At 66.5% G+C, this 21849-nt stretch carries 16 protein-coding genes and 1 pseudogene; 10 read left to right on the top strand and 7 right to left on the bottom strand.

Annotated features, from left to right (window positions below):
- The 3 genes from B9P64_RS28135 to B9P64_RS17205 form a co-directional block, all read right to left on the bottom strand.
- Positions 1 to 3408 (bottom strand): beta strand repeat-containing protein, encoded by a 3408-nt coding sequence (locus B9P64_RS28135; protein ID WP_085317238.1) that lies wholly within the window; start codon positions 3406 to 3408, stop codon positions 1 to 3.
- Positions 3409 to 3597: 189 nt separating this feature from the next.
- Positions 3598 to 4857: a serine hydrolase domain-containing protein gene (locus tag B9P64_RS17210; RefSeq protein ID WP_085317237.1), complete on the bottom strand. Its 1260-nt coding sequence runs from the start codon at positions 4855 to 4857 to the stop codon at positions 3598 to 3600.
- Positions 4854 to 5723 (bottom strand): alpha/beta fold hydrolase, encoded by an 870-nt coding sequence (locus B9P64_RS17205; RefSeq protein WP_176256863.1) that lies wholly within the window; start codon positions 5721 to 5723, stop codon positions 4854 to 4856. Before B9P64_RS17205 ends, B9P64_RS17210 begins: the two co-directional genes overlap by 4 nt.
- A 108-nt stretch (positions 5724 to 5831) precedes the next feature.
- On the opposite strand from B9P64_RS17205, the gene B9P64_RS17200 reads away from it, so the two are divergent.
- Complete coding sequence (locus tag B9P64_RS17200) at positions 5832 to 6491, top strand: response regulator (protein WP_085317235.1); 660 nt, start codon at positions 5832 to 5834, stop codon at positions 6489 to 6491.
- Positions 6484 to 7962, top strand: a complete 1479-nt coding sequence (locus tag B9P64_RS17195) for an ATP-binding protein (RefSeq protein ID WP_085317234.1) — start codon at positions 6484 to 6486, stop codon at positions 7960 to 7962. Before B9P64_RS17200 ends, B9P64_RS17195 begins: the two co-directional genes overlap by 8 nt.
- On the opposite strand, the gene B9P64_RS17190 is transcribed toward B9P64_RS17195, so the two are convergent.
- The 3 genes from B9P64_RS17190 to hmpA all read right to left on the bottom strand — a co-directional run bounded on the left by B9P64_RS17190 (position 7940) and on the right by hmpA (position 10932).
- The gene (locus B9P64_RS17190; protein WP_085317233.1) at positions 7940 to 9031 is read right to left on the bottom strand and encodes a cadherin-like beta sandwich domain-containing protein; all 1092 of its coding nucleotides are present in this window, start codon (positions 9029 to 9031) and stop codon (positions 7940 to 7942) included. The two genes, B9P64_RS17195 and B9P64_RS17190, sit on opposite strands and share 23 nt — an antisense overlap.
- Before the next feature lie 174 nt (positions 9032 to 9205).
- Positions 9206 to 9532 (bottom strand): hypothetical protein, encoded by a 327-nt coding sequence (locus tag B9P64_RS17185; RefSeq protein ID WP_085317232.1) that lies wholly within the window; start codon positions 9530 to 9532, stop codon positions 9206 to 9208.
- 227 nt (positions 9533 to 9759) lie between these two features.
- Positions 9760 to 10932 carry an NO-inducible flavohemoprotein gene (gene hmpA, locus B9P64_RS17180; protein ID WP_085317231.1) on the bottom strand — a complete coding sequence of 391 codons (1173 nt, stop codon included), beginning with the start codon at positions 10930 to 10932 and terminating at the stop codon, positions 9760 to 9762.
- Between the two features lie 141 nt (positions 10933 to 11073).
- On the opposite strand from hmpA, the gene norR reads away from it, so the two are divergent.
- From norR to arfB, 8 genes and pseudogenes are all read left to right on the top strand, one after another.
- Positions 11074 to 12681, top strand: coding sequence for a nitric oxide reductase transcriptional regulator NorR (gene norR / locus B9P64_RS17175; protein WP_085317230.1), 1608 nt, complete (start codon positions 11074 to 11076; stop codon positions 12679 to 12681).
- Positions 12682 to 13030: 349 nt separating this feature from the next.
- On the top strand, positions 13031 to 15358 hold the full coding sequence (locus B9P64_RS17170) for an NADP-dependent malic enzyme (RefSeq protein ID WP_085317229.1): 2328 nt from the start codon (positions 13031 to 13033) through the stop codon (positions 15356 to 15358).
- Positions 15359 to 15900: 542 nt separating this feature from the next.
- Entirely contained in the window at positions 15901 to 17703 is a 1803-nt protein-coding gene (locus B9P64_RS17165; RefSeq protein WP_085317228.1) for a GmrSD restriction endonuclease domain-containing protein, read from the top strand.
- A gap of 109 nt (positions 17704 to 17812) precedes the next feature.
- A pseudogene (locus tag B9P64_RS17160) lies at positions 17813 to 18714 on the top strand (IS5 family transposase).
- Positions 18715 to 18895: 181 nt separating this feature from the next.
- Positions 18896 to 19615, top strand: coding sequence for a hypothetical protein (locus B9P64_RS24555; RefSeq protein WP_139826358.1), 720 nt, complete (start codon positions 18896 to 18898; stop codon positions 19613 to 19615).
- Positions 19616 to 19861: 246 nt separating this feature from the next.
- On the top strand, positions 19862 to 20131 hold the full coding sequence (locus tag B9P64_RS17155; RefSeq protein WP_085317227.1) for a BrnT family toxin: 270 nt from the start codon (positions 19862 to 19864) through the stop codon (positions 20129 to 20131).
- Between the two features lie 16 nt (positions 20132 to 20147).
- Positions 20148 to 20408, top strand: coding sequence for a BrnA antitoxin family protein (locus B9P64_RS17150; RefSeq protein WP_235840025.1), 261 nt, complete (start codon positions 20148 to 20150; stop codon positions 20406 to 20408).
- Between the two features lie 63 nt (positions 20409 to 20471).
- Positions 20472 to 20870, top strand: coding sequence for an alternative ribosome rescue aminoacyl-tRNA hydrolase ArfB (gene arfB / locus B9P64_RS17145; protein ID WP_085317225.1), 399 nt, complete (start codon positions 20472 to 20474; stop codon positions 20868 to 20870).
- Positions 20871 to 20930: 60 nt separating this feature from the next.
- On the opposite strand, the gene B9P64_RS17140 is transcribed toward arfB, so the two are convergent.
- A complete protein-coding gene (locus tag B9P64_RS17140) occupies positions 20931 to 21806 on the bottom strand; it encodes an AraC family transcriptional regulator (protein WP_085317224.1) in 876 nt (291 codons plus the stop codon).
- Positions 21807 to 21849: the final 43 nt, after the last annotated feature.

Here is a 21849-nt window from a genome sequence, read left to right as displayed (position 1 = left end):
TCACACGAACTGGTAGTCGCCGATTGCCGTCGTCTCGGTATTGAGCACCAGCGTCACCAGGGTCAGCTCGCTGGCGGCCACCGCCGCATTGGCGTTGTCGGCATGGAATTCCCACACCGCGCTCTGGCTGCCGTTGTTGACGATGAAGATGCGCTCGTCGCCGACGGCATAGGCGCTGCTGGCGCTGCCGATGGCCGCTGCCGCCAGACTGGCGCTGGTGATGCTGCCGGCAAAGCTGTCGGTCACCAGCACCAGCTCGGCGGTCTTGGCAAACCCGCCCGGGCCGGCCACCGCCACCGCGCCGTCCACCGTCGCATCGCCATTGCCCAGACCCCAGACCGAGGCGTCGAAGACGATCTTGTCGGTGCCGGTCGCAAAGTCGGCGATGCGGTCGCTGCCGGTCAGGCTGTCGAACACGAACTGGTCGGCGCCGGCGCCGCCGGTCAGGCTGTCGTTGCCGCCGCCGCCGGTGAGCGTGTCGGCGCCGCCGCCGCCGGCGAGCGTGTCGTTGCCCAGGAAGCCGGCCAGCACATTGGCCTGGGTGTTGCCGGTCAGCTTGTCGCCGAGCGCGCTGCCGTACACGCCCTCGATGGAGAACAGCGTGTCCTTGCCGTCGCCGCCGGTCACCTGATTGGCCGCCGCCGCGAGGTTGACCACCACCGCGCCGCTCGATTGCGTGTAGCTCGCCACGTCCAGGCCGTCGCCGCCGCTCAGGCTGTCGTCGCCGGCGCCGCCGTTGAGCACGTCATTGCCTTCGGCGCCGATCAGCACATCGTTGCCGGCGCCGCCGAAGAAGGCGTTGTCGCCGGCATTGCCGACCAGCCGGTCGGCGGCCGTGGTGCCGATGGCGCCCTCGATGCCGACCAGCCGGTCTTCGGCATAGCTGTTGCTGCCGCGATAGGCATAGCCCACGTTGAGGTTGACGCGGATCGCCACCGTCTCGTCGGCATACGAGGCCAGATCGATGCCGTCGCCGCCGAGCAGGGTGTCGTTGCCGGCGTCGCCCTGGAGCGTGTCGTCGCCGCTGCCGCCTTCGAGCGTGTCCTGCCCGCCGCCGCCGTAGAGCTTGTCGTTGCCGGCGCCGCCGTACAGAAAGTCGTAGCCGTCGTAGGTATCGACGGTGTGGCTGGCGGTGCCGCCGTAGAGCACATCGTTGCCGGTCTCGCCGAACAGGCGGTCGGCGCCGTCGCCGCCGGTGAGGGTGTCGTTGCCGAGGCCGCCGAACAGGTCGTCGGCATAGCCGCTGCCGTTGACGGCGCTGCTCGCGCCGCTGGTGGCGAACACGAAGTTGGCCTCGGTCAGCGTGGCGGCATCGACGCCGCTGAGCAGGAAGGTGTTGGTATCGCTGCCGCCGTGGCTGGAAAACGAGGTGCCCGAGGCGGTGCTGCTGAACAGCCGCTGCACGGTGTCGAAGTCGGAGATGCCGAGCGCGCTCACGTCGAGCCGGTCGCCGTCGGCGACGCTGAAGTCGGTGACGGTGTTGGTCTCGTAATCGCCCTCGTCGCGCACGATGAAGCGGTCGGCGCCGGCGCCGCCGGTGAGCGTGTCGTTGCCGAGGCCGCCGTCGAGCGTGTCGGTGCCGATGCCGCCTTCGAGCGTGTCCTGCCCGCCGCCGCCGTAGAGCTTGTCGTTGCCGGCGCCGCCGACCAGCAGGTCGTAGCCGCCGTAGGCCTCGCCGGCGGTGCTGGCCGAGCCGCCGAAGATCACGTCGTTGCCGCCCTCGCCGAACAGCTTGTCGTTGCCGTCGCTGCCGGTGACGGTGTCGTTGCCCAGGCCGGCGAACAGCGCATCGTCATAGCCGCTGCCCAGCACGTTGTCGCTGCCGGTGGCGGTGCTGAAGACAAAGCTGGCGGCGGTCAGCTCGCCGAAGGTGACGCCGCTGAGCGTGAGGTAGGAGGTGGTGCCGCCGGTCGCCACGGTGAGCGTGTTGCCGTAGTTGTAGTAGGCGGTGCCGGCCAGCCGTTGCAGGCTCGCAAAGTCGCTGACGCCGAGCGCGCTCACGTCGATGCGGTCGCCGTCGGCGAGCGAGAAGTCGAGCACGGTGTCGCTGCCGCCGTCGCTGACGCGATAGGCGAACACGTCGGCGCCGGCACCGCCGGTGAAGCTGTCGTCGCCAAAGCCGCCGTCGAGCGTGTCGTTGCCGATGCCGCCTTCGAGCGTGTCGTTGCCGCCGCCGCCATAGAGCTTGTCGGCGCCGGCGCCGCCCACCAGCAGGTCATAGCCGCCGTAGTTCTCGTTCAGCGGCGAGGCCGAGCCGCCGAACAGCACATCGTTGCCGGCCTCGCCGAACAGCTGGTCGTTGCCGTCGCTGCCGGTCAGCGTGTCGTTGCCCAGGCCGCCGAACAGGTCGTCGCCATAGCCGCTGCCGAGCACGCCGTCGGAGCCGGTCGCGCTGTTGAGCAGCACATTGGCCGGCGTCAGGCCGGCCACCGCCAGCCCGTCGAGCGTGAGCGTGTGGGTGTAGCCGTTCAGGCGGTAGCTGAACGAGGTGGCGCTCTCGCTGTTGCCGATCAGCCGTTGCAGCGTGGCGAAGTCGCCGATGCCGGTGGCGCGCAGGTCGAGCACATCGCCCTCGGCCGCGCTGAAGTCGACGATGTGGTCGGTCTCGCTGGCGCTTTCCACGTTGAGCACGAACACGTCGGCACCGTCGCCGCCGAGGTAGTTGTCGTCGCCGCGGCCGCCTTCGAGCGTGTCGGTGCCGATGCCGCCTTCGAGCGTGTCGTCGCCGCCACCGCCGTAGAGCTTGTCGTTGCCGGCGCCGCCCACCAGCAGGTCGTAGCCGCCGCCGGTCTCGTTGGCCGGCGTGCCCGAGCCGCCGTAGAGCACATCGTTGCCGGCCTCGCCGAACAGCTGGTCGTTGCCGTCGCCGGCGGTGATGGTGTCGTTGCCGCGGCCCGAGACCAGGGTCTCGCCATAGCCGGTGCCGTTCAGCGCGTCGGCGCTGTTGGCGGTGTCGAGCACCACCTTGCCGGTGCCGAAGTCGCTCGACCACAGGCCGGTGAAGGTCGTGTTGTACCAACTGCCGGCGTTGTAGAGGCTGAAGACGACATTGCCGCTGTTGTCGAAGCTGAGCAGGCGTTGCAGCGTGGCGTAGTCGCTGATGCCGAGCGCCGACACGTCGAGCACGTCGGTGCCGAGCGTGAAGTCGGTGATGACGTTGCTGTAGCCCTCGCCGAGCACGAAGCGGTCGGCGCCGGCGCCGCCGGTGAGCTGGTCGCTGTCGGCGCCGCCGATCAGGGTGTCGTTGCCTTCGCCGCCGTCGATGGTGTCGTTGCCGATGCCGCCGTCGATGGTGTCGGCACCCAGGCCGCCGGTGATCGAGTCGTAGCCACCGAGCCCGGTGATGCTGTCGTTGCCGGCGCCGCCGGTGAGGGTGTCGCTGTATGCCGTGCCTGTGATCGTGGCCATCGTGTCTCGCCCGAACTTGGAAGTGTGAGAAACCAAACAGAAATGAAGCTGGATCGGGTTCTACGCCTTCTTCATTCGCGGAAAAAGTCCTAGGCGGTTGCTGGCCGATGTTCTAGGCGGCGGCAGGCGGCGGCGGCCGATGGAAGGGCGGTTGGCGGGCGCTGGCGGCGGGCGCCCGGCCGGCGCCGCTCATGCAAGCGATGGCATCGCGTCGAACCGGGCGGCGGTCGGCGGCAGCTTGCCGCGCGCCCGGGCCAGCGCTGCGATCTCCTTGTCGAGGGTTGTCATCACCCAGCTGCTGCCGTCGGCCGGATCGGACCAGGCGGTGTTGGTCAGGCCAAAGCCGGCCCAGCTGCCGGCCCGGTCGAGCACCGCCTCGGTCATGAAGCCGTCGACATGGCCGGTGTGCGCCAGCACCGTCACGCCGGGCAGCTGCTGCGCCAGCCAGCCGAGCGCATAGCTGCCCGAGGGCAGGCTGCGCAGCCGCGCGACGGCGCCGGCGGGCAGGGCGGTCGGCTCGCCGCGCAGCGCCTTGAGCAGGGTGTCGATCCAGTGCGCATAGCTGTCGGCGGTGCAGGCCCAGTAGCCGGCCGGCGCCAGTACCTGCTGAAGGATTGCGTAGAGCGGATCGCTCTCGTCGGGCCAGGCCAGGGTCGTGGGCGAGGCGCCTTCGTAGCCGTGCGGCGCCTCGGGCGCGAGCGCCGAGAACGGCGCCCAGCTCAGGCGCAGACCGAGCGGCTCGACCAGATTGGCTTGCAGCAGCGCCTCGAATTCCTGGCCGGTGACGGCTTCGGCCATGAGGGCGGCGATCAGATAGCCGGCGTTGGAATAGGCGTAGTCGCGGCCCGGCACGATGCCGTCGACCGGCGGCTGTTGCAGCGTCCAGCGCGCCACGTACAGGCGCCGGTCGTGCAGGCCGTCGGGCAGCGGCTCGGGATCGGCGGCCACGTCGGCCAGCAGGCGTTCCTCGTCGTCGCCGCTGCCGGTGAGCGGAACCACGCCGCCCAGATGGTCGAGCCATTGCGCGAGGGTCACGTTGGCGTAGTCGGCGCGCATGGCGGCGGCGAGGGTCGGCAGCACATCGGCGATGCGCCATTGCCAGCCCAGCCGGCCCTGCTCGACCAGCCGGGCAATCGTCATCGCGGTCATGGCCTTGCCGTTGGAGCCGAGATAGAGCAGGTCGTCCGAGCGCAGCGGCTGGCCGCCGAGGTTGCGCAGGCCGGCGACGCTCAGCTGCTGGATGCCGGGCTCGCGCCAGCCCATGGCGACGCCGACCAGGCCTTGCGTCACCGCCCGGCGCGCCGCGTCGGCGGTGGGCGGGCTGGCGGGCGCGGCATCGTCGCCACCGCCACAGGCGGCGAGGCTGGCCGCGCCGAGGCCGACCGCGAGCGCGGTTTGCAGGAACTTGCGGCGTGAGAGCGCAGGCGCGCCGATCGAGGACGGGTTCATTTCACGGCTCCGGTGGGGGAAGGCTTGGGGCTGGCCAGCGCATCGATGGCGGCGACAACGCGCGCCGGCTGGTCGGTTTGCAGGTAGTGGCCGGCGTCGGGCACGCGCTCGACGCGGGCGGCGCCGGTGAGCAGCAGCCAGTCGTCGCGCAGGCGGTCGAGCATGTCGGCGAAGGCGCCTTCCTCGAGCGGCGCGCGCCGGGTCGAGACCAGCAGGCGCGTGGGCAGCGGCTGCGGCGGCGGGCCGATCAGGCGCTCGCGGCAGATCGCCTGATCGTCGAACTCGCGCCGCGCGGCGGCGCCGAACAGCACTGAGCGCATCACCTGCACCGTGCCGGCCAGCGCCGGCGACGTGGCCTTGAGGCTGACCAGATGGTCGGGATGGGTCGGATCGAGCAGCAGCACGCCGGCCACGTCCTGCGGATACAGGCGTGCAAACGCGTGCTGATACAGCCCGCCGAGCGAATGGCCGACCAGCAGATAGGGCGGCGGCAGGCCGGCGCTCTGCAACAGCTGGTGCAGTTCGGCCGCCACGCTGCACGGATCGCGCGGGCCGGCCACGCTGGCGCTGTCGCCATAGCCGGGCCGGTCGTAGCTGAACACCGTGTGCCGCGCCGCAAGCTGCTGCGCGACCGTGGCCCAGGGCGCGCGGCCATCGCCGAGGCCGCTTTGCAGCACCACCACCGGGCCGGTGGCGACGGCGGGGCGCTCGATGGACACCGCCACCGGCGCGCCACCCGGTCCGGCAATCGACTTGTCGGCCGGCGCGGGCGCGCTGGCGCAGGCCGACAACAGGGCCGCAAGGCCGGCCAGACAGGCGCGCCGCCAGCGCAGCGGCAGCGCCGGATTCGAAGGAACAGCAGTCATCGGGAGGGAGGCCGTGCAGTCGATGCCGGCCGGGAGTGGAGGACGGCCGCATCCTGCTGGCGCCAACCTTTGGCAAAGCCAAAGGCAGCCGGCGCTAGAGTCGCCGCCATGCATCTGCTCATCATCGAAGACGACATCGACCTGGGACCGGCCCTGCTGTCCGCACTGCAACCGCAGGGCTTCAGCTGCGTCTGGGTGCGCCGGCTCGGCGACGCGCTGGCGCTCGACCGCGAGCCTTTCGACGCCGTGCTGCTCGACCTGAGCCTGCCGGACGGCGAAGGCCTGACCCTGCTGCGGCGCTGGCGCGCCCGGCGCAACGACGTGCCGGTGATCGTGATTACCGCGCGCGGCGGGCTCGACGAGCGGCTGGCCGGGCTCGACAGCGGCGCCGACGACTATCTGGTCAAGCCGTTCGCGCTGCCGGAGCTGATCTCGCGGCTGTGGGCGCTGCACCGGCGCTGCGCGCGTCAGGCCAGCGACGACTGGACGCTCGGCGATCTGCGCATCGCGCCGCGCAGCCATGAGGCCTGGCTCGGCGGCGTGGCGCTGGAACTGTCGGCGCGCGAATTCCGGCTGCTGCTCGAACTTGCGCGCGAGCCCGGCGCGCTGGTCTCCAAGAGCCTGCTCGGCCAGCGGCTGGAGCCGCTCGGCGATCCGGTCGATCCGGCCACCATCGAGGTCCATCTGTCCAATCTGCGGCGCAAGGTCGGCGCGAGCCGCATCCGCACCGTGCGCGGCGTGGGCTACCAGTGGGTCGTGCATGACTGAGCCGGCCGGGCGCTGGCGCCGGCTGCGCCAACCCTCGCTCACCCGGCGCGTGCTGCTGGCGCTGACGCTGGCGGTGAGCCTGAGCTTCGTCGTGCTGCTGGCCATCGACTGGCTCGACCTGCAAACCGGCGACGCCGGCGCGCGCGCCCTGCCCGGCGTGACCCGCGCGATGGCGCTGAGCCTGCCCGCCGGCGCAACCCCGGCCGACGCGCAGGCCGCCATCGCCGTGGTGCGCGCCGCCGACCGCCAGCTGCATCTGCTGCGCCAGGAGTCGGGCCTGGGGCTGGGCGAGGTGCGGCTGCGGCTGGAGCGGGCCACTGCTGCCGCCCCCGCCGCCGCGCCGCTCTACGAAAGCCCCGACACCCCGCCCGCCAGCGCCGCGCCCGATGCCAGCGCCATCCTCGCCTGGGCCGGCACGCGCTACTGGGTGGCCAGCCACCGCACGGCCGACTGGCAGCTCACCCTCTACGAACCGGCGCCGCCCGAAACCACGCTGCTGCGCTGGCTCGGCGCCGATCTGCTGCTGCCCTATCTCATCGCGCTGCCCATCGTGATGCTGCCGCTGTGGTGGGCGGTGGTGCGCGGACTGCGGCCGCTGCACGGCTTCGTCGAGCAGATGCGCGCGCGCTCGCCCGACGATCCGCGTCCGCTGGCGCTCGACCTGCGCTATGCCGAGCTGCAACCGCTCGGCAGCGCGTTCGAGGCGCTGCTGGCCCGCGTCCGCGCCAGCCTTCAGCGCGAGCGCCAGCTGGTGCAGGACGCCGCCCATGAGCTGCGCACGCCGCTCGCGGTGATCGGCGCGCAAGCGCATGCACTCGCGCATGCCGCCGACGCCGCCGAACGCGCCCGGGCCCAGGCCGCGCTCGACCGCGCGGTCGAGCGCAGCGCGCATCTGGTGCATCAGCTGCTGACCCTGGCCGCGCTCGACGACGCCAGCCCGGCCGCGGCCGCCGCGCTGGTCGATCTGGTGGCGCTGGTGCAGCAGCATCTGGCCGGCGTGGCGCCGCTGGCCCAGGCGCGCGACATCGAACTGGCGCTCGATTCGCCGGACCGGCTGATGGCGGCCGTCGAGCCCGCCGTCCTGCACTCGATCCTCGACAACCTGGTCGGCAATGCGCTGCGCTACGTGCCCGACGGCGCGCAGGTGCTGGTGAGCCTGGCGGCGCCCGCCGGCGACGCGGCCTGGGTGCTCGGCGTCGCCGACGACGGTCCCGGCATCGCGCCGCAGGAACAGGCCCGGCTGTTCGAGCGCTTTCAGCGCGGGCGCGATGCGCGCGCGAGCGGCTCGGGGCTGGGGCTGGCCATCGTGCGGCAGGCGGTGCAGCGGCTGGGCGGGCAGATCCGCGTCGGCCCGGGGCTGGGCGGGCGCGGGGTGAGCTTCGAGGTGAGGGTGGGCGAGGGCGTCCGGCGCCAGCCGCCGGCCCGGGCGCGACCCGGCCCGGCGCCATTCACACCGCAATCCCCGCCGTGATCGTCGCCACGAAGCCGCTCGTCACATCGCCGCTGAGCGTGAGCATTTCGCGCGTGGTGCCGTCGCTGAACACGTTGTCGGCGGCGAAGCTGGTCACGCTGGTGTTCTGGCCGTGGCTCGCGTACAGCGTGCTGGCATAGACCGCCGCCGTGATGTCGAGCGGAAACGCGAACTGCGTCGTGACCACCGCCGTGCCGCCCAGATTGCCGGCCAGATAGGCCTGCATGTGGATGTGGGTGATGCGGCCCGCATACCAGCCCGGATAAATGGTGGTGAATTCGACCTGGCCGTTGCTGTCGGTGGTCTGCACGCCGCGCAGAAAGGTCTGGCCGACGGTGTTGCTGCCGCTGGTCTGGGCATAGCCCGAGTACACGCCGTCCTTGTCGCAATGCCAGATGTAGACCGCCACGTTGCTGAGCGGCGCGCAGTTGTTGTTCACGTTCTCCAGCGTGATGCGCAGGGTCAGCGGCACGCCGGTCTTCGACTCGGTGATGTCGCTGCGCACGATGGCGCTGTTGCTCAGGATGGCCAGCAGCGGATACGGCCCCTGGGTCTCGGTCGGGATCAGCGCGCAGCTCGACGCGGTGGTGGTGGCGCGCGTCACGGTCAGGCCGTAGCTGCGCGTCGTGCTGCCGTCGGCGGCCGTCACCAGCACGGCGATGCTGTTGCTGCCGCTCGCCAGCGCAATCGCGGCCGAGGCGCTGCCGCTGGCCACCGTGGTTCCGTTCACCTTCACCGTGGCACCGCTGGCATTGACCGTGGGCGTGACGGTGACGCTGGTGACCGTGTCGCCGACCGCCACGCTGTAGGCGGTGGTGGCGGCCGCAAAGGCCGGCGACAGCGTGCCCGACGACAGCGCCAATGCCGCCAGGCTGGCGTCGGCCGAGAGGGTGGTGGTGGTCGTGGTCGAGCCGGTCGAGGTCGAGCTGCCGTCGCTGCCACCGCCGCCGCAGCCGGCGGCCAGCGTGCTCGCGCCCAGAAAGGCCAGCGCGCTGCGGCGCGAGAGTCGGGCCGGCGGGCCGGGGTCGGCGGCGTCTTGCGGGCGGAGCGGGGACGGGCGGTTGTGCATGGAGAGCCTCGGGCCGGGAGTTCAGGTCCGGGCGAGGGTGGGCGGGCAGTGTTCCGCGCGCGTTGCCGGCGTGTTGCCGGCGACGGTCGGCGGCCGCAAACAAGAACGCGCCGTCCGGCAGGCCGGAGCGGCGCGTTGCTGCGTTGCCTGGGCGGTGCGCGCGGCCGGCTGGCCTCAGTCGGCCTTGCGCAGCTTGAGCGTGCGTTGCAGCGCGTCCAGCACCTGGGCTTCGGCGGCGGCGCGCAGGGCCAGCCGGCGCGGTTCGAGCAGGCGGCGGTTGGCCTCGAAGTAGACGTTCTCGGCGGCGTGGCGGTAGGCGGCGCTCGGCAGGTAAAGCGTTTGCGGCGTGCGCACCTGGCGCACCAGGGCTTCGAGCTTGGCGGCCACATGGCGGTAGTCATCCGCATTCATGGGCTTGCGACCGCTGTCGTAAGCGTCGAGCGTGCGGCAGCTGTCGGCTACATGCTCGGCCCACTCGGGCTGGTTGAACGGGGCGGTCATCACTTCTCCTTCATTCGGGGCGACTGCGAGACCGAATCGTGGCCCGTGCTGCTCCGCACCGATGGGACGGTTAGCGGTGCTTCGGCGGCGCAATCCGGTGCGTGTAGGAAGTACGCCTACGCAGGAGAACTGCCGTTGATGAGAGTCGCAGCGCCGGGCCCGTCGCCGGTGGCGATGCGCGCCTGTGTGCTGCGCCGCACACAAGCGCCCGCCGCCGCCGCGCCGGCTCAGCCCGCCAGCGCCTCCTTCGGCCCGAAGAACTCGACCCGCACCCGCTCGCGCGCCACGCCCAGCGTGTCGAGCAGCCCGAGCATCTCGCGCATGAACGGCGCCGGGCCGAGCAGGTAGACATCGACCGCGCCGTCGGCCGGCAGCAGCCCGGCCAGCGCGGCGGCGTCGATGCGGCCGTGCTCGGGCGCGTCGGCCGCCGTCGCGCTGTAGCGAAAGCGCGGCGTCACGCCCGCATGCGCGGCGGCGATCGCCTCGATGCGCGCGCGAAAGGCCGCCACCGCCGGCGTGCGCGCCGCATGCACGAAGCCGATGCGCCGGCCGGCCGGCGCGGCCGCCTCCAGCATCGCCAGCGCGGGCGTGATGCCGACGCCCGCCGTGATGAACAGCAGCGGCCGGCTGCCCTCGGCCAGCGTGAATTCGCCGGCCGGCGGCGTCACGGCCAGCACCGTGCCTTCCACCGCCTGGTCGTGCAGCCAGTTGGACGCCACGCCGCCCGCCTGCCGCTTGACGCTGATGCGCAGCCCGTCGCCGCCCGGCGCCGCCGACAGCGAGTAATTGCGCCGCAGCGTCGCGCCGCCGATGTCGAGCACCAGCGCGATGTACTGGCCCGGCAGCCAGGCGGGCAGGGCGCCGCCGTCTTCCGGCCGCAGATGCAGCGACAGGATTTCGTCGCTCTCGCGCACCCGCCGGGCCACGACAAAGCGCCGGGTGCCGCGCCAGCCGCCGGGTTGCGCGGCGGTGTCGGCATAGACCTTTTCCTCGGCCGCGATCAGCAGCGCGGCCAGCTCGCCATAGGCCTCGGCCCAGGCGGCGAGGATGTCGTCGGTGGCGGCTTCGCCGAGCACTTCGCGGATCGCGCGCAGCAGGCACTGGCCGACGATCGGGTAGTGCTCGGGCGCGATGCCGAGCGAGACATGCTTCTGGATGATGGCCGGCAGCGCAGGCGCGATTTCCTCCAGCCGGTCGATGTGCGCCGCATAGGCCAGCACCGCGCCGGCCAGCGCGCGCGGCTGGCTGCCGTTGGCCTGGTGCGCCTGGTTGAAGAAGGCTTTCACCGCCGGAAAGTCGCGGAACATCGATTGGTAGAAGTGCGTGGTGATGGCTTCGCCATGCGCGCGCAGCGCGGGCACGGTGGCCTTGACGAGGTCGATGGTCTGTTGGCTGGGCATGAGGGGCTCCTGAAGATGGCCCCGCAAGGTCTCAAGCGCCGTGCCATGCGCCAAGTGACTGATTGCGCGTTGAAATCGCGCTATTGATGTGCTTGTGACAACATGCGGGAGGTTGTTCAAACAACATCCTGGGTTGTGCCGATGACATCGAACGATGACTTTTTGCCCATCCCGGCCGCGTCCGGCGGAGCGATTGCCGACCCGGCCACAGATTCGGCCGCGCGCTACCGCGATCTGCTCGCCGCCGTGCGCCGGCTGGTCGATTGCGATGCCGCCGCGCTGCTGCGGCTGGACGGCGACGCGCTGGTGCCGGCGGCCATCGACGGGCTGGCCGAGGAGACGCTGGCGCGCCGCTTTGCCGTGGCCGATCACCCGCGGCTGGCCACGCTGCTGGCGGCGCGCGGCCCGTGGCGGTTTGCGCCCGACACCGCGCTGCCCGATCCCTATGACGGCCTGATCGCCGACCAGCCGGCGCTGCTGCCGGTGCACGACTGCCTCGGCGCGCCGCTGCGCGCGGGCGGGCGGCTGTGGGGCGTGGTCACGCTCGATGCGCTCACGCCGGGCGCCTTCGACGCGGTGCCGGCCGACCGGCTGCGCGCGCTGGTCGCGCTGGTCGAGTCGGGCATCGACGCGGCGCTGGCCATCGAGCGGCTGGCCGAGCGCGCCGAACGGGCCGGCGAAGTCGCGCGCAGCCTTGGCAATGCCGCCGACCGGCGCGAACTGGTCGGCAGCAGCGCCGCGCTGCGCCGGCTGCGCGCCGAGATCGCCACCGTGGCCGCGTCCGACCTGACGGTACTGGTGCAGGGCGAGACCGGCGCGGGCAAGGAGCTGGTGGCGCGCGAGCTGCACGCGCGCTCGGCGCGGCGCGACCGGCCGCTGGTGCAGCTCAATTGCGCCGCGCTGCCCGAGACGCTGGCCGAGAGCGAGCTGTTCGGCCATCGCAAGGGCGCGTTTACCGGCGCGGTCGCCGACCGCAGCGGCCGCTTCGAGCTGGCCGATGGCGGCACGCTGTTCCTCGACGAGGTGGGCGAGCTGCCGCCGGCGGTGCAGGCCAAGCTGCTGCGCGCGCTGCAAAGCGGCGAGGTGCAGCGCCTGGGCAGCGACCATCCGCGCCGCGTGGACGTGCGGGTGATCGCCGCCACCAACCGCGACCTGCGCGCCGAGGTGGCGGCCGGGCATTTCCGCGCCGACCTGTATCACCGGCTGGCGGTGTTCCCGCTCAGCGTGCCGCCGCTGCGCGAGCGCGGCCGCGACGTGATCGCGCTGGCCAATGCCTTTCTGGAGGAGAACCAGCACCGGCTCGGCGCGCGCAATTTCCGGCTCGGCGCGGCGGCGCGCGAGGCCCTGCTCGGCCGCGACTGGCCGGGCAATGTGCGCGAGCTGGAGCATGCGGTGGCGCGCGCCGCGCTGCGGGCGCTGGCCGAGCAGGGGCGGCGCGCAAGGTGGATCGGGATCGAGCCGGCGCATCTGGGGCTGGATGCCGCCGCCGAGAGCGCGGACGCGCCGGTCACAGCTGGCGCGTTGCGCGCGACAGGCGTCGCTACGGAAGCGGCGCCTGCCGGCTCGGGCGACGGCGCACCCGCCGCACCCGCCGGCCTGCGCGCCGCCACCGACGCCTTCCAGCGCGACTGGATCGCCGCCGCGCTCGCGCGCCACGCCGGCAACCTGGCTGCCGCCGCGCGCGAGGCCGGCATGGATCGCGGCAACTTCCACCGGCTGGTGCGGCGCCTGGGCCTCGGCCGCGACTGAGCCGGCGCGCGGCGCTGCACCGCGCCAACCCGCCTCCGCCGTCAGCCCCCGCGCCTTGCCGCACTGCGTCATTCCGGCGCACCGCCGCCCCCGTCGCGCGTGCCGGCCTGCATCACCCCGGGCCGCGCGCCCGGCCGATGTGCGCCACGCCGCGCCGCCGCCGGCCGTCCTTCCGCTCCGCCGGCCCTGGCCCGAAACCTGTAACGCCGTGCGATCTGCGGATAGCCGTCATTGGCAAGCCCGGGCGGGCGCGCTAACGTCCGCGCCCCTCCGGCTGGCAAGCGCGCAGCCCGCGCACCGCCTCACATACAAAAAATTCCAAACAGCAATCGTCAGAGAGGCTTCACCCATGTCCACCGAAATCGAGTCCGGCGCCGCCCCAACCAGCGACGCGGAAATCGCCCTGCGCGATGCCGCCCGCGACTACCACCGCTTCCCCACGCGCGGAAAAATCTCGGTCAACGCCACCAAGCCGCTCGCCAACCAGCGCGACCTGTCGCTCGCCTATTCGCCCGGCGTCGCCTATCCCTGCCTCGACATCCAGGCCGACCCGAGCAAGGCCGCCGAATACACCTCGCGCGGCAACCTCGTGGGCGTCATCACCAACGGCACCGCGGTGCTCGGCCTCGGCGACATCGGCCCGCTGGCCGGCAAGCCGGTGATGGAAGGCAAGGGCTGCCTGTTCAAGAAATTTGCCGGCATCGACGTGTTCGACATCGAGCTGGCCGAGCGCGACCCCGACAAGCTCATCGAGATCATCGCCGCCATGGAGCCCACGCTCGGCGGCATCAACCTTGAGGACATCAAGGCGCCCGAGTGCTTCTACATCGAGCGCGCGCTCAGCGAGCGCATGAACATTCCGGTGTTCCACGACGACCAGCACGGCACCGCCATCATCAGCAGCGCCGCGCTCATCAATGCGCTTGAAGTGGTCGGCAAGCAGATCGGCGACGTGAAGGTCGCCGTCTCGGGCGCCGGCGCCGCCGCCATCGCCTGCCTCGACGTGATGATCGGCCTCGGCGTCAAGCGCGAGAACGTCTACGTCTGCGACAGCAAGGGCGTGATCCAGGCCGACCGCGCCGACGCCGACCGGCTCGATGCCAGCAAGAAGCGTTATCTGCAAAGCACCGCCGCCCGCACCCTGGCCGACGTGGTCAACGGCGCCGACGTGTTCCTGGGCTGCTCGGCCGCCGGCACGCTCACCGCCGACATGGTCAAGACCATGGCCAGCCAGCCGATCATCCTGGCGCTCGCCAACCCCGAGCCCGAGATCCGCCCCGAGCTGGCCAAGGCCGTCCGGCCCGACTGCATCATCGCCACCGGCCGCAGCGACTACCCGAACCAGGTGAACAACGTTCTCTGCTTCCCGTACATCTTCCGCGGCGCACTCGACAGCGGCGCCCGCCGCATCACCGAAGCCATGAAGCTCGCCTGCGTGCGCGAAATCGCCGCGCTGGCCAAGGCCGACATCAGCGACGAAGTGGCCGCCGCCTACGCCGGGCAGGAACTGCGCTTCGGCCCCGACTACCTCATCCCCAAGCCGTTCGACTCGCGGCTCATCCTGCGCATCGCGCCGGCCGTGGCCAAGGCCGCCGAGGAATCGGGCGTGGCCGAGCGCCCCATCGCCGACATGGACGCCTACCGCGAATCGCTCGGCCGCTTCGTGTACCAGACCGGCATGTTCATGCGCCCGGTGTTCGGCCAGGCCAAGGCCGCGCCGGCCCGCGTGGTCTATGCCGAGGGCGAGGACGAACGCGTGCTGCGCGCCGTGCAGGTGGTGCTCGACGACGGTCTGGCCAAGCCCATCCTCATCGGCCGCCCGGCCGTGATCGCCGCGCGCATCGAACGCGCCGGCCTGCGCTTCAAGCTGGGCGCCGACGTGGAAGTGGTCGACACCGACAACGACCCGCGCTACCGCGACTACTGCGACGACTACGCCCGCCTCATGGGCCGCGAAGGCGTCTCGCCCGACGCCGCCAAGATCGCCATGCGGCGCTCCAACACGCTGATCGCCGCCATGCTGGTGCGGCGCGGCGATGCCGACGCCATGCTCTGCGGCCTCGTCGGCCGCTACGACGCCCACTTTGCGCATGTGGAAACCGTGATCGGCAAAAGCGCCAGCGCCAAGGTGATGGCCAGCATGAATGCGCTGATGCTCGACGAGCACACGCTGTTCGTGACCGACACCTTCATCAACGAAGAACCCACGGCCGAGGAATTGGCCGAAATCGCGCGCATGGCAGCGGAAGAAGTGCGGCGATTTGGCTTGCCGCCGAAAGTGGCCTTTCTGTCGCACAGCATGTTCGGCAGCAGCAAGCGGCCGTCGGCATTGCGGGTGCGCAAGGCGGCTGATCTGTTCAAGCTGCAATCGCCGCATATCGAATGCGATGGCGAAATGCACGGCGATGCGGCACTGTCGGAAGAGATTCGGCTGCATGTGCTGCCGGAAACCTCATTGACCGGATCGGCCAATGTGCTGGTGCTGCCGAATATCGATGCCGCCAATATTCTCTTCAATGTGCTGAAGATTACCGGCGGGCATGGGGTGACGGTGGGGCCGATTCTGCTGGGGACTGCGAAGCCGGCGCATATTCTGACGCCGTCGGCGACGATGCGGCGGGTGGTGAATATGACTGCGCTGGCTTCGGCGGATGTGGCTGCGGCGAAGGGGCGGTGAATTAGGGAGCGTCTTCACAATCACCTCCACCATGCGCGCCGCTCCAATAAATCAACGGGATGCAGGCTCAATAAATAGTAGAGGCGAGATTGTGACGAATATCCTTGGGGTGTGGTTTTTATTCGGGTGAGTTCACCTGAATGAATTATAAGGGTAGTCGGATGCGAGTCTGGCTGCCCCTTTTAGTTTTCAGATTAAAATTGGAACGATTGGCTGATGTCGGCGCCAATTTATTAGGCAAGCTGCGGCGCAAGCGATTGAATTTTCGTTAATTGTCTTGGCTGGTGTCAGCTTATCCAGTGACCACTTTGGATTTTTTCACAGTTACCAAAGGCATGCAGGGTTTATATGATGTGTGGTGTGTGGACGAAATTATCCGGATCAATCAAAATGCTCGTGGAAGCAGTGAATTATTGAGTAAACTTGATGAATCAGTGTCAAGTGTAGCGACGAGTGAAGGTGTATGAGGCGCGATACTCAGGCTAAAACAAATCAGGGCGTATAGCTCTTGCACTCCAAGCACCTATCAGAGGAGCACATCATTGCAGAACAATCTAAATATTCGTGGCGAACCCGTTCAGTCAGTATACAGCAGCTTTCGCCAAGGCAAATTCATTGTTAATAGACGATACCAGCGCAAGTTGGTTTGGACTCTGGCCGAGAAGCAGCGTTTCATCGATTCGCTGATGAATGAGTATCCAGTGCCTTTGTTCTTAGGTGTTGGTTTCAACCATGCAACACGTGGGTCTTGCTTTGAGATCCTTGACGGCATGCAGCGACTCGAGGCGATTACCTCATTTATCGAAGGCGAGTTTCCAGTACAGGGACAGTACTTTGATCTAAGCACTGTCGCAGAAACCAATAAGCTTCTACAGGAAGGAACGCTCGCTCAGAAGACTCCAACTCTACCTTTCGAGTCTTGCTCAAAAATACTTAATTATCCTTTGCCGATCTCCACTTCTACGTACACCTCAGTTACAAACGTCGATGAAACATTTCGTCGGATCAATACTGGTGGCGTGAGACTTTCCCGTCACGAAGTGCGCCAAGCTGGCGCAATTTCAGAATTTCCACAACTAGTTCGAAGGTGTGCGATCTACATACGTGGAGATGCATCGCACACGGACATTGTTGATTTAGATGCAATGCGGAGCATCAGTCTTACTAAAGAGGACTTGAATTACGGGATTAAAATCAAAGAGACTTTTTGGAATAAATGTCATATTCTGACCGAAGAGAATATCTTGGCGTCTAGAGACGAGGAGGTTGTGGCTCACATTCTTCTTCATATGCTTCTTAAAGAAGATGCTCAAACTTCTTCTCGATTTCTGGACGATGTTTATTCAGATGGATCGGCCCTTGCGATCGCTGCGAGTGACGCGGTTTTGAAATACGGTGCCGAAACAATCTACAAGCACTTCTGCTTTGTTTTTGATGAGCTTCGTAAAACTATTGATGAATTCGGCGATAACCTTGCTGCTCATCTGTATACCGATGAGCCGAAGCGACTGCAGAATGCATACCAAGTCTTATACCTCTCATTTTATGAGCTCTTAATGCAAAAAAACCGCAAGGTGCAGAACTATCGCACCTTGGCGCAAGCTTTGCGCGGTATAGCCACGAATTGTATGGGTGAATTGAATAGTGACAACAAATGGCAGCAGAGGCATCGTGTACAGATGATTCACGCTGTCTCGGGAGTGATGGCTGGACATTTTGTTCCAAGAGAAGGAATGGATCCTACTGCACTGTCTTGGGTGGAGAATTTGGAGAATATCCTAAATCAATCGAGAACTGAGAATGTCTGCTACGACTTCAAGATTGGTCTTTACTCCCTTGGATCTAAATCAGATTTCAATCATGCTCTACTTTCCAAAATAGTTCGCACTCTTACAGCAATGTGCAATTCACACACGGGCGACAACTATGTAATTCTCGGAGTTGCTGACGATGGGCAAGATGCGAATCGCCACAATCAGACGTATGGCTCTCGGGCCCGCAAGTACGACAATTTTTACGTCGCTGGTATAGGAGCAGAAGCGGCAAAGTTCCATAGAGGTATTGATCAATACCAGCAATTTTTACAGCAGTGCATCGAGAAGGAGCCCGTGAACGACGAAGTTAAAAGACAAATTCAACGTAATGTCGTCTTTGTAAAGTACTACGACAAGGACGTTGTGCTGTTGAAGCTTTCGCGCGTAAAGAATCCAATGCGCTATCAGGGGCAGATTTACGTGAGAAAAATTGCGAATACAGATCCGATACCAATTGCTCCTGATGACGAATTCGCTTTCTTCGACGAATTCCGCGAACAATCAACGCGCTACCCATATCAAACCAACTAGGGATGCTCTTCACAACCTCGCCGGAACATTGACAATAGCCGCCATCTCTTCCGGGGCCACACCATGAAGTAGATCCTTCGCCTCGCTCGACTACGCCAACAAGAAGCGCGTGACGCGGCGGGAAAGATTCCTCCGTGAAGTGGACGCAGTGATTCCGTGGGCAGCACTGATAGCGGTGATCGAACCGCATTATCCGAAGACCGACCTGCGCGGCGGCCGCCCGACGCTGCCGCTCGAAGCCATGCTGCGCGTGCACTTCATGCAGCAATAGTTTGCGTTGTCCGATCCGGCGATGGAAGACGAGCTGCACGAAAGCGAATCGATGCGCCGTTTTGCCGGCCTGAGCCTGATCGACGACGCTATTCCGTCCGACACCGCGATTCTGCGATTCCGTCACCTGCTGGAGAAGCACAAGCTTACCGAAGCCATTGGCGCCGAAGTCCGACAATTGCTCAAGTCGCGCGGCCTGATCCTGCGCACCGCCACGATCATCAACGCCCCGAGTTCAACCAGGAACGCCGACGGCCAGCGCGATCCGGATATGACGCAAACCAGGAAAGGCCAGCAGTGGTACTTCGGCATGAAGGCCCATATCGGCGTCGATGCCGAATCGGGCCTGGTGCATACCGTTGTGACCAGCACCGCTGGCGTCAACGACAAATGCCGTTTCGATCAATTGCTGCATGGTGACGAAACCGCCGTGTGGGCAGATCGCGGCTACGACTATCCCGACATTCTCCGGCGCTGCGCCGAGCGCGGGCAATTCCTCGGTATCGCTCTGCGCAAGACACCGGGCGAACCGCGCTGGCAAGTGGATCGCCAGATCAATCACCTGATCTCGAAAGTCCGGGCGCGGGTCGAGCATCCGTTCCGGATCATCAAGCGGCAGTTCGGATTCGCCAAGGTTCGGTTCGCTATCGCGGTCTGGAGAAGAACACCGCGCAGATTCACTCGCTGTTTGCGCTGGCGAATCCGTTCATGGCGCGGCGGCAGTTGGCGCGGGCGGTGTGAATGAAAGCCTTGAAGGGGCGCTAAGCCCGATTGAGTTTGCTGTCGGGCGGTAAATGCTGCCTCTTCTGCGAGTGACGGCATCGGAAACGAAGGTGCCTCGACGACTCATCCAGCTTTACGCTCAAAATACGAAGCTGCCGTGTTGCGTGGCATTGTGAAAGGTATTGTTAGGCCATTTTCTATGACCACATGGAACCTAGAAGAGACCCGGGGCCATATTAAAAGGCTGTTTGGGCCTGAGCAGTTGGAGCTTGCAAAGCCAAGTCTGCGCTCAGTGATTGACCGAAGGCGCTTCGCTCACTATCACTTTGACGAAGCTCGATCAATTCTCAGTGGGCACATTGATCAAAAGCTAGCCTCGACATCAATGATTGAAGTTCTACTTGGAGGTACTGACGAAGAGCAAAGCAAGCTCGATCTCTGTCTGACAATGGTTGGGGCAAATGTGCTTGCTTGTGTGCAAAGCATTCATGCCATCGGAGACATTTTCGGTCATGCTTTGTACTTCAGCTTGGGCTTGAATTCATCTGCCAAACCGCTTCCAGCGCGGGATATAACAAGCGCCTCAGTTGCCAAGCTTTTGCGCGCGAATGCTGTTCTTGCCTCACTGTCAACTCTGCTAGAGCAATTTTCTAGCGGAGGGGAAGCGCTTCACATTGCGGCACTGGCGAACCAAGGAAAACACAGAAGTATCATTCGTACCAACCTCTGGGCGGATGCAACTGGTTCGGCAAGCAATCCGTATGAACTGCGTTTTGAGTCTTTCAGCTTCAAAGAAACTACGTATGCCGAAACAAGCGTCAAAGACTTGCTTACCAGTGAGCATGATCGTGTTTCGAAGCTGGTCGTCGATACAGGAGTGGCGTTGAACGCAACGCTATCTCTTCTCTCGCCGGTCTAACTGGTCGTATATGGACTCCCCCAAAACGTGAAGACTAATCGATGGCTCTGGCTCAAGCGATAAACCTTGCAGTCTTATACCCGGCGTCCTGGAGGGCTGAACACCTGCGCCAACATGGAATTCACGAGCACCGAAGCGCCAATCGTTGCAAGTGGCTTCAGAAATGAGCCGGAAGAGTTATCGGCGTCAAACGGCGCAGAATGCAATGTAACTTGACAACAATAATTACTGTAGCTACGCTAAACCATGCGCATTGAGTACGATTCAGCCAAGGATGTTTCCAATCGCGCCAAGCATGGAGTGTCTCTTGCGTTGGCCGAGCAATTGGATTGGGGATCGGCATTGGTCTGGATCGACAACCGGTTTCAGTACGGCGAATTGCGGATGATTGCCCTCGCACCTGAAACCAATATTTTGTACTACGTTGCCTTTGTGGATCGCGGCGATGTTCGCCGCATCATCAGTTTGCGCAAAGCCGAACGTCGCGAGGTAAAGCACTATGTCGAAAACTTCTAAGCACCCATTGATCGTCATGCCGACCGAAGAGGAAGACGCTGCCATTCTCGCGGCGGCAAAGTCCGATCCCGATGCGCAACCCTTGACCGATGAGCAACTGGCATCGATGGTTCCGCTGCGCAACTTGCCGGGTCGGCCTAAATCCCAAAGCCGGAAATTGCTGGTGTCGATTCGCTATAGCCCCGAAGTCGTGGCCTATTTCAAATCGACCGGGGCTGGCTGGCAGTCTCGGATGGATAGCGTGCTCAGGGAGTACATCGAAACGCATCCGCGCTGATCGGCGCTATTCACCTGTATTGCGCGGCTGAATGCTCATTGCCTCATTCCTCCGCCCACTCCTATGCCCCCCAAAATCAACCCCCGCGAAATCGAATTCATCGCCATTCGCGCGCAGGGCCCGGGTGGGCAGAATGTCAACAAGGTTTCCAGCGCGGTGCATTTGCGTTTCGACATCAACGCCTCCTCGCTGCCCGAATCGGCCAAGCAAACGCTGCTGGCCTTGTCCGATCAGCGGCTGACCAAGGATGGCTGCATCGTCATCAAGGCGCAGTCGGCGCGCAGCCGCGATCAGAATCGGCTTGAGGCAATTGCGCGGCTGGAGGAAATGGTCGCCGAGGCCTTGCACGTCGATCCGGTCCGGCGCGCGACCAAGCCGAGTTATGGCGCCAAGCAGCGCCGGCTCAAGGGCAAGGCAATTCGCGCACAAGTAAAGGCCGGGCGCGGCAAGGCATTCGAATAGGCTCAGCCGCATTCACGATTTGGCGCCTGCCACCAATTGCCGGCAAAGCGGCGCGCAATCTCAGCCCGCGCCGACAATTTCCCGCGCCATTACCGCCCGATATCCGCTCGGCGTGCATCCTTTTGCGGCGCGGAATTGCCGCGTGAAATATCCCGGCTCGGCATAGCCCACTCTCGCGCCCACCTGCGCCACCGGCAGCGCGCCTTGCGCCAGCAGCGCGCAGGCGTGGCCGATGCGGCGCTGCGTCACATAGGCGCTGATCGACATGCGGGTGCTGCGCTTGAACAGCCGCTGGAGCTGGCTCGGGCTCACATGGGCCAGCGCGGCCAGCGCTTCCAGCGCCACCGGCTCGGTGTAGTGGGCGTTGAGCCAGTCGAGCACCTGGGCCAGCCGCTGGCGCTCGCGCGAGTTGCCGGCCGGGGTGATGGCGCTGGTCGCCAGCGTCTGCCGGTCGGCATCGGCGCACAGGCCGAGCAGCGTCTCGATCAGCCCGAGCCAGTGCCGCTCGGGTGCGGCGCCGACCAGCGCCAGCAGTTGCCGCGCGGCGCGTTCGCGTGCCTGGGGGCTGAACAGCAGGCCGCTGCCCGCCGCATCGAGCAGCCGGCGCAGCGGCGCCAGTTCGGGCGACACCTCGATCAGCGCGCCGATCCAGGCCTCGGTAAACCAGCAGACCATCGCGCGATGGCGCGGCGCGGCGCCGACCGTGCGGCTCGATTCCCAGGCGTGCGGCAGGTTGGGGCCGACCAGCACCAGGTCGCCGTCGCCATAGCGCGCGATGTGGTCGCCCACGAAGCGCATGCCCTCGCTGCCGAGCGTGAGCGTCAGCTCGAACTCGGGGTGGTAGTGCCAGTTGAACGGAAAGCTCGCCAGCTGGCGGTCGAACAGCAGCCAGGAGCGGTCGGCGGGCATCACCACGGTTTCGAGCCAGGGCCGCATCGGCTTCTCCTTTTGCGCGCATTGGCGGGGGTAGAAATGCGGT

Source organism: Derxia lacustris, from assembly GCF_002105195.1.
GTDB classification, from domain to species: domain Bacteria; phylum Pseudomonadota; class Gammaproteobacteria; order Burkholderiales; family Burkholderiaceae_E; genus Derxia; species Derxia lacustris.
The sequence above is the reverse complement of the archived record's forward strand: the minus strand, read 5'-3'. Positions and strand labels throughout refer to the sequence as shown.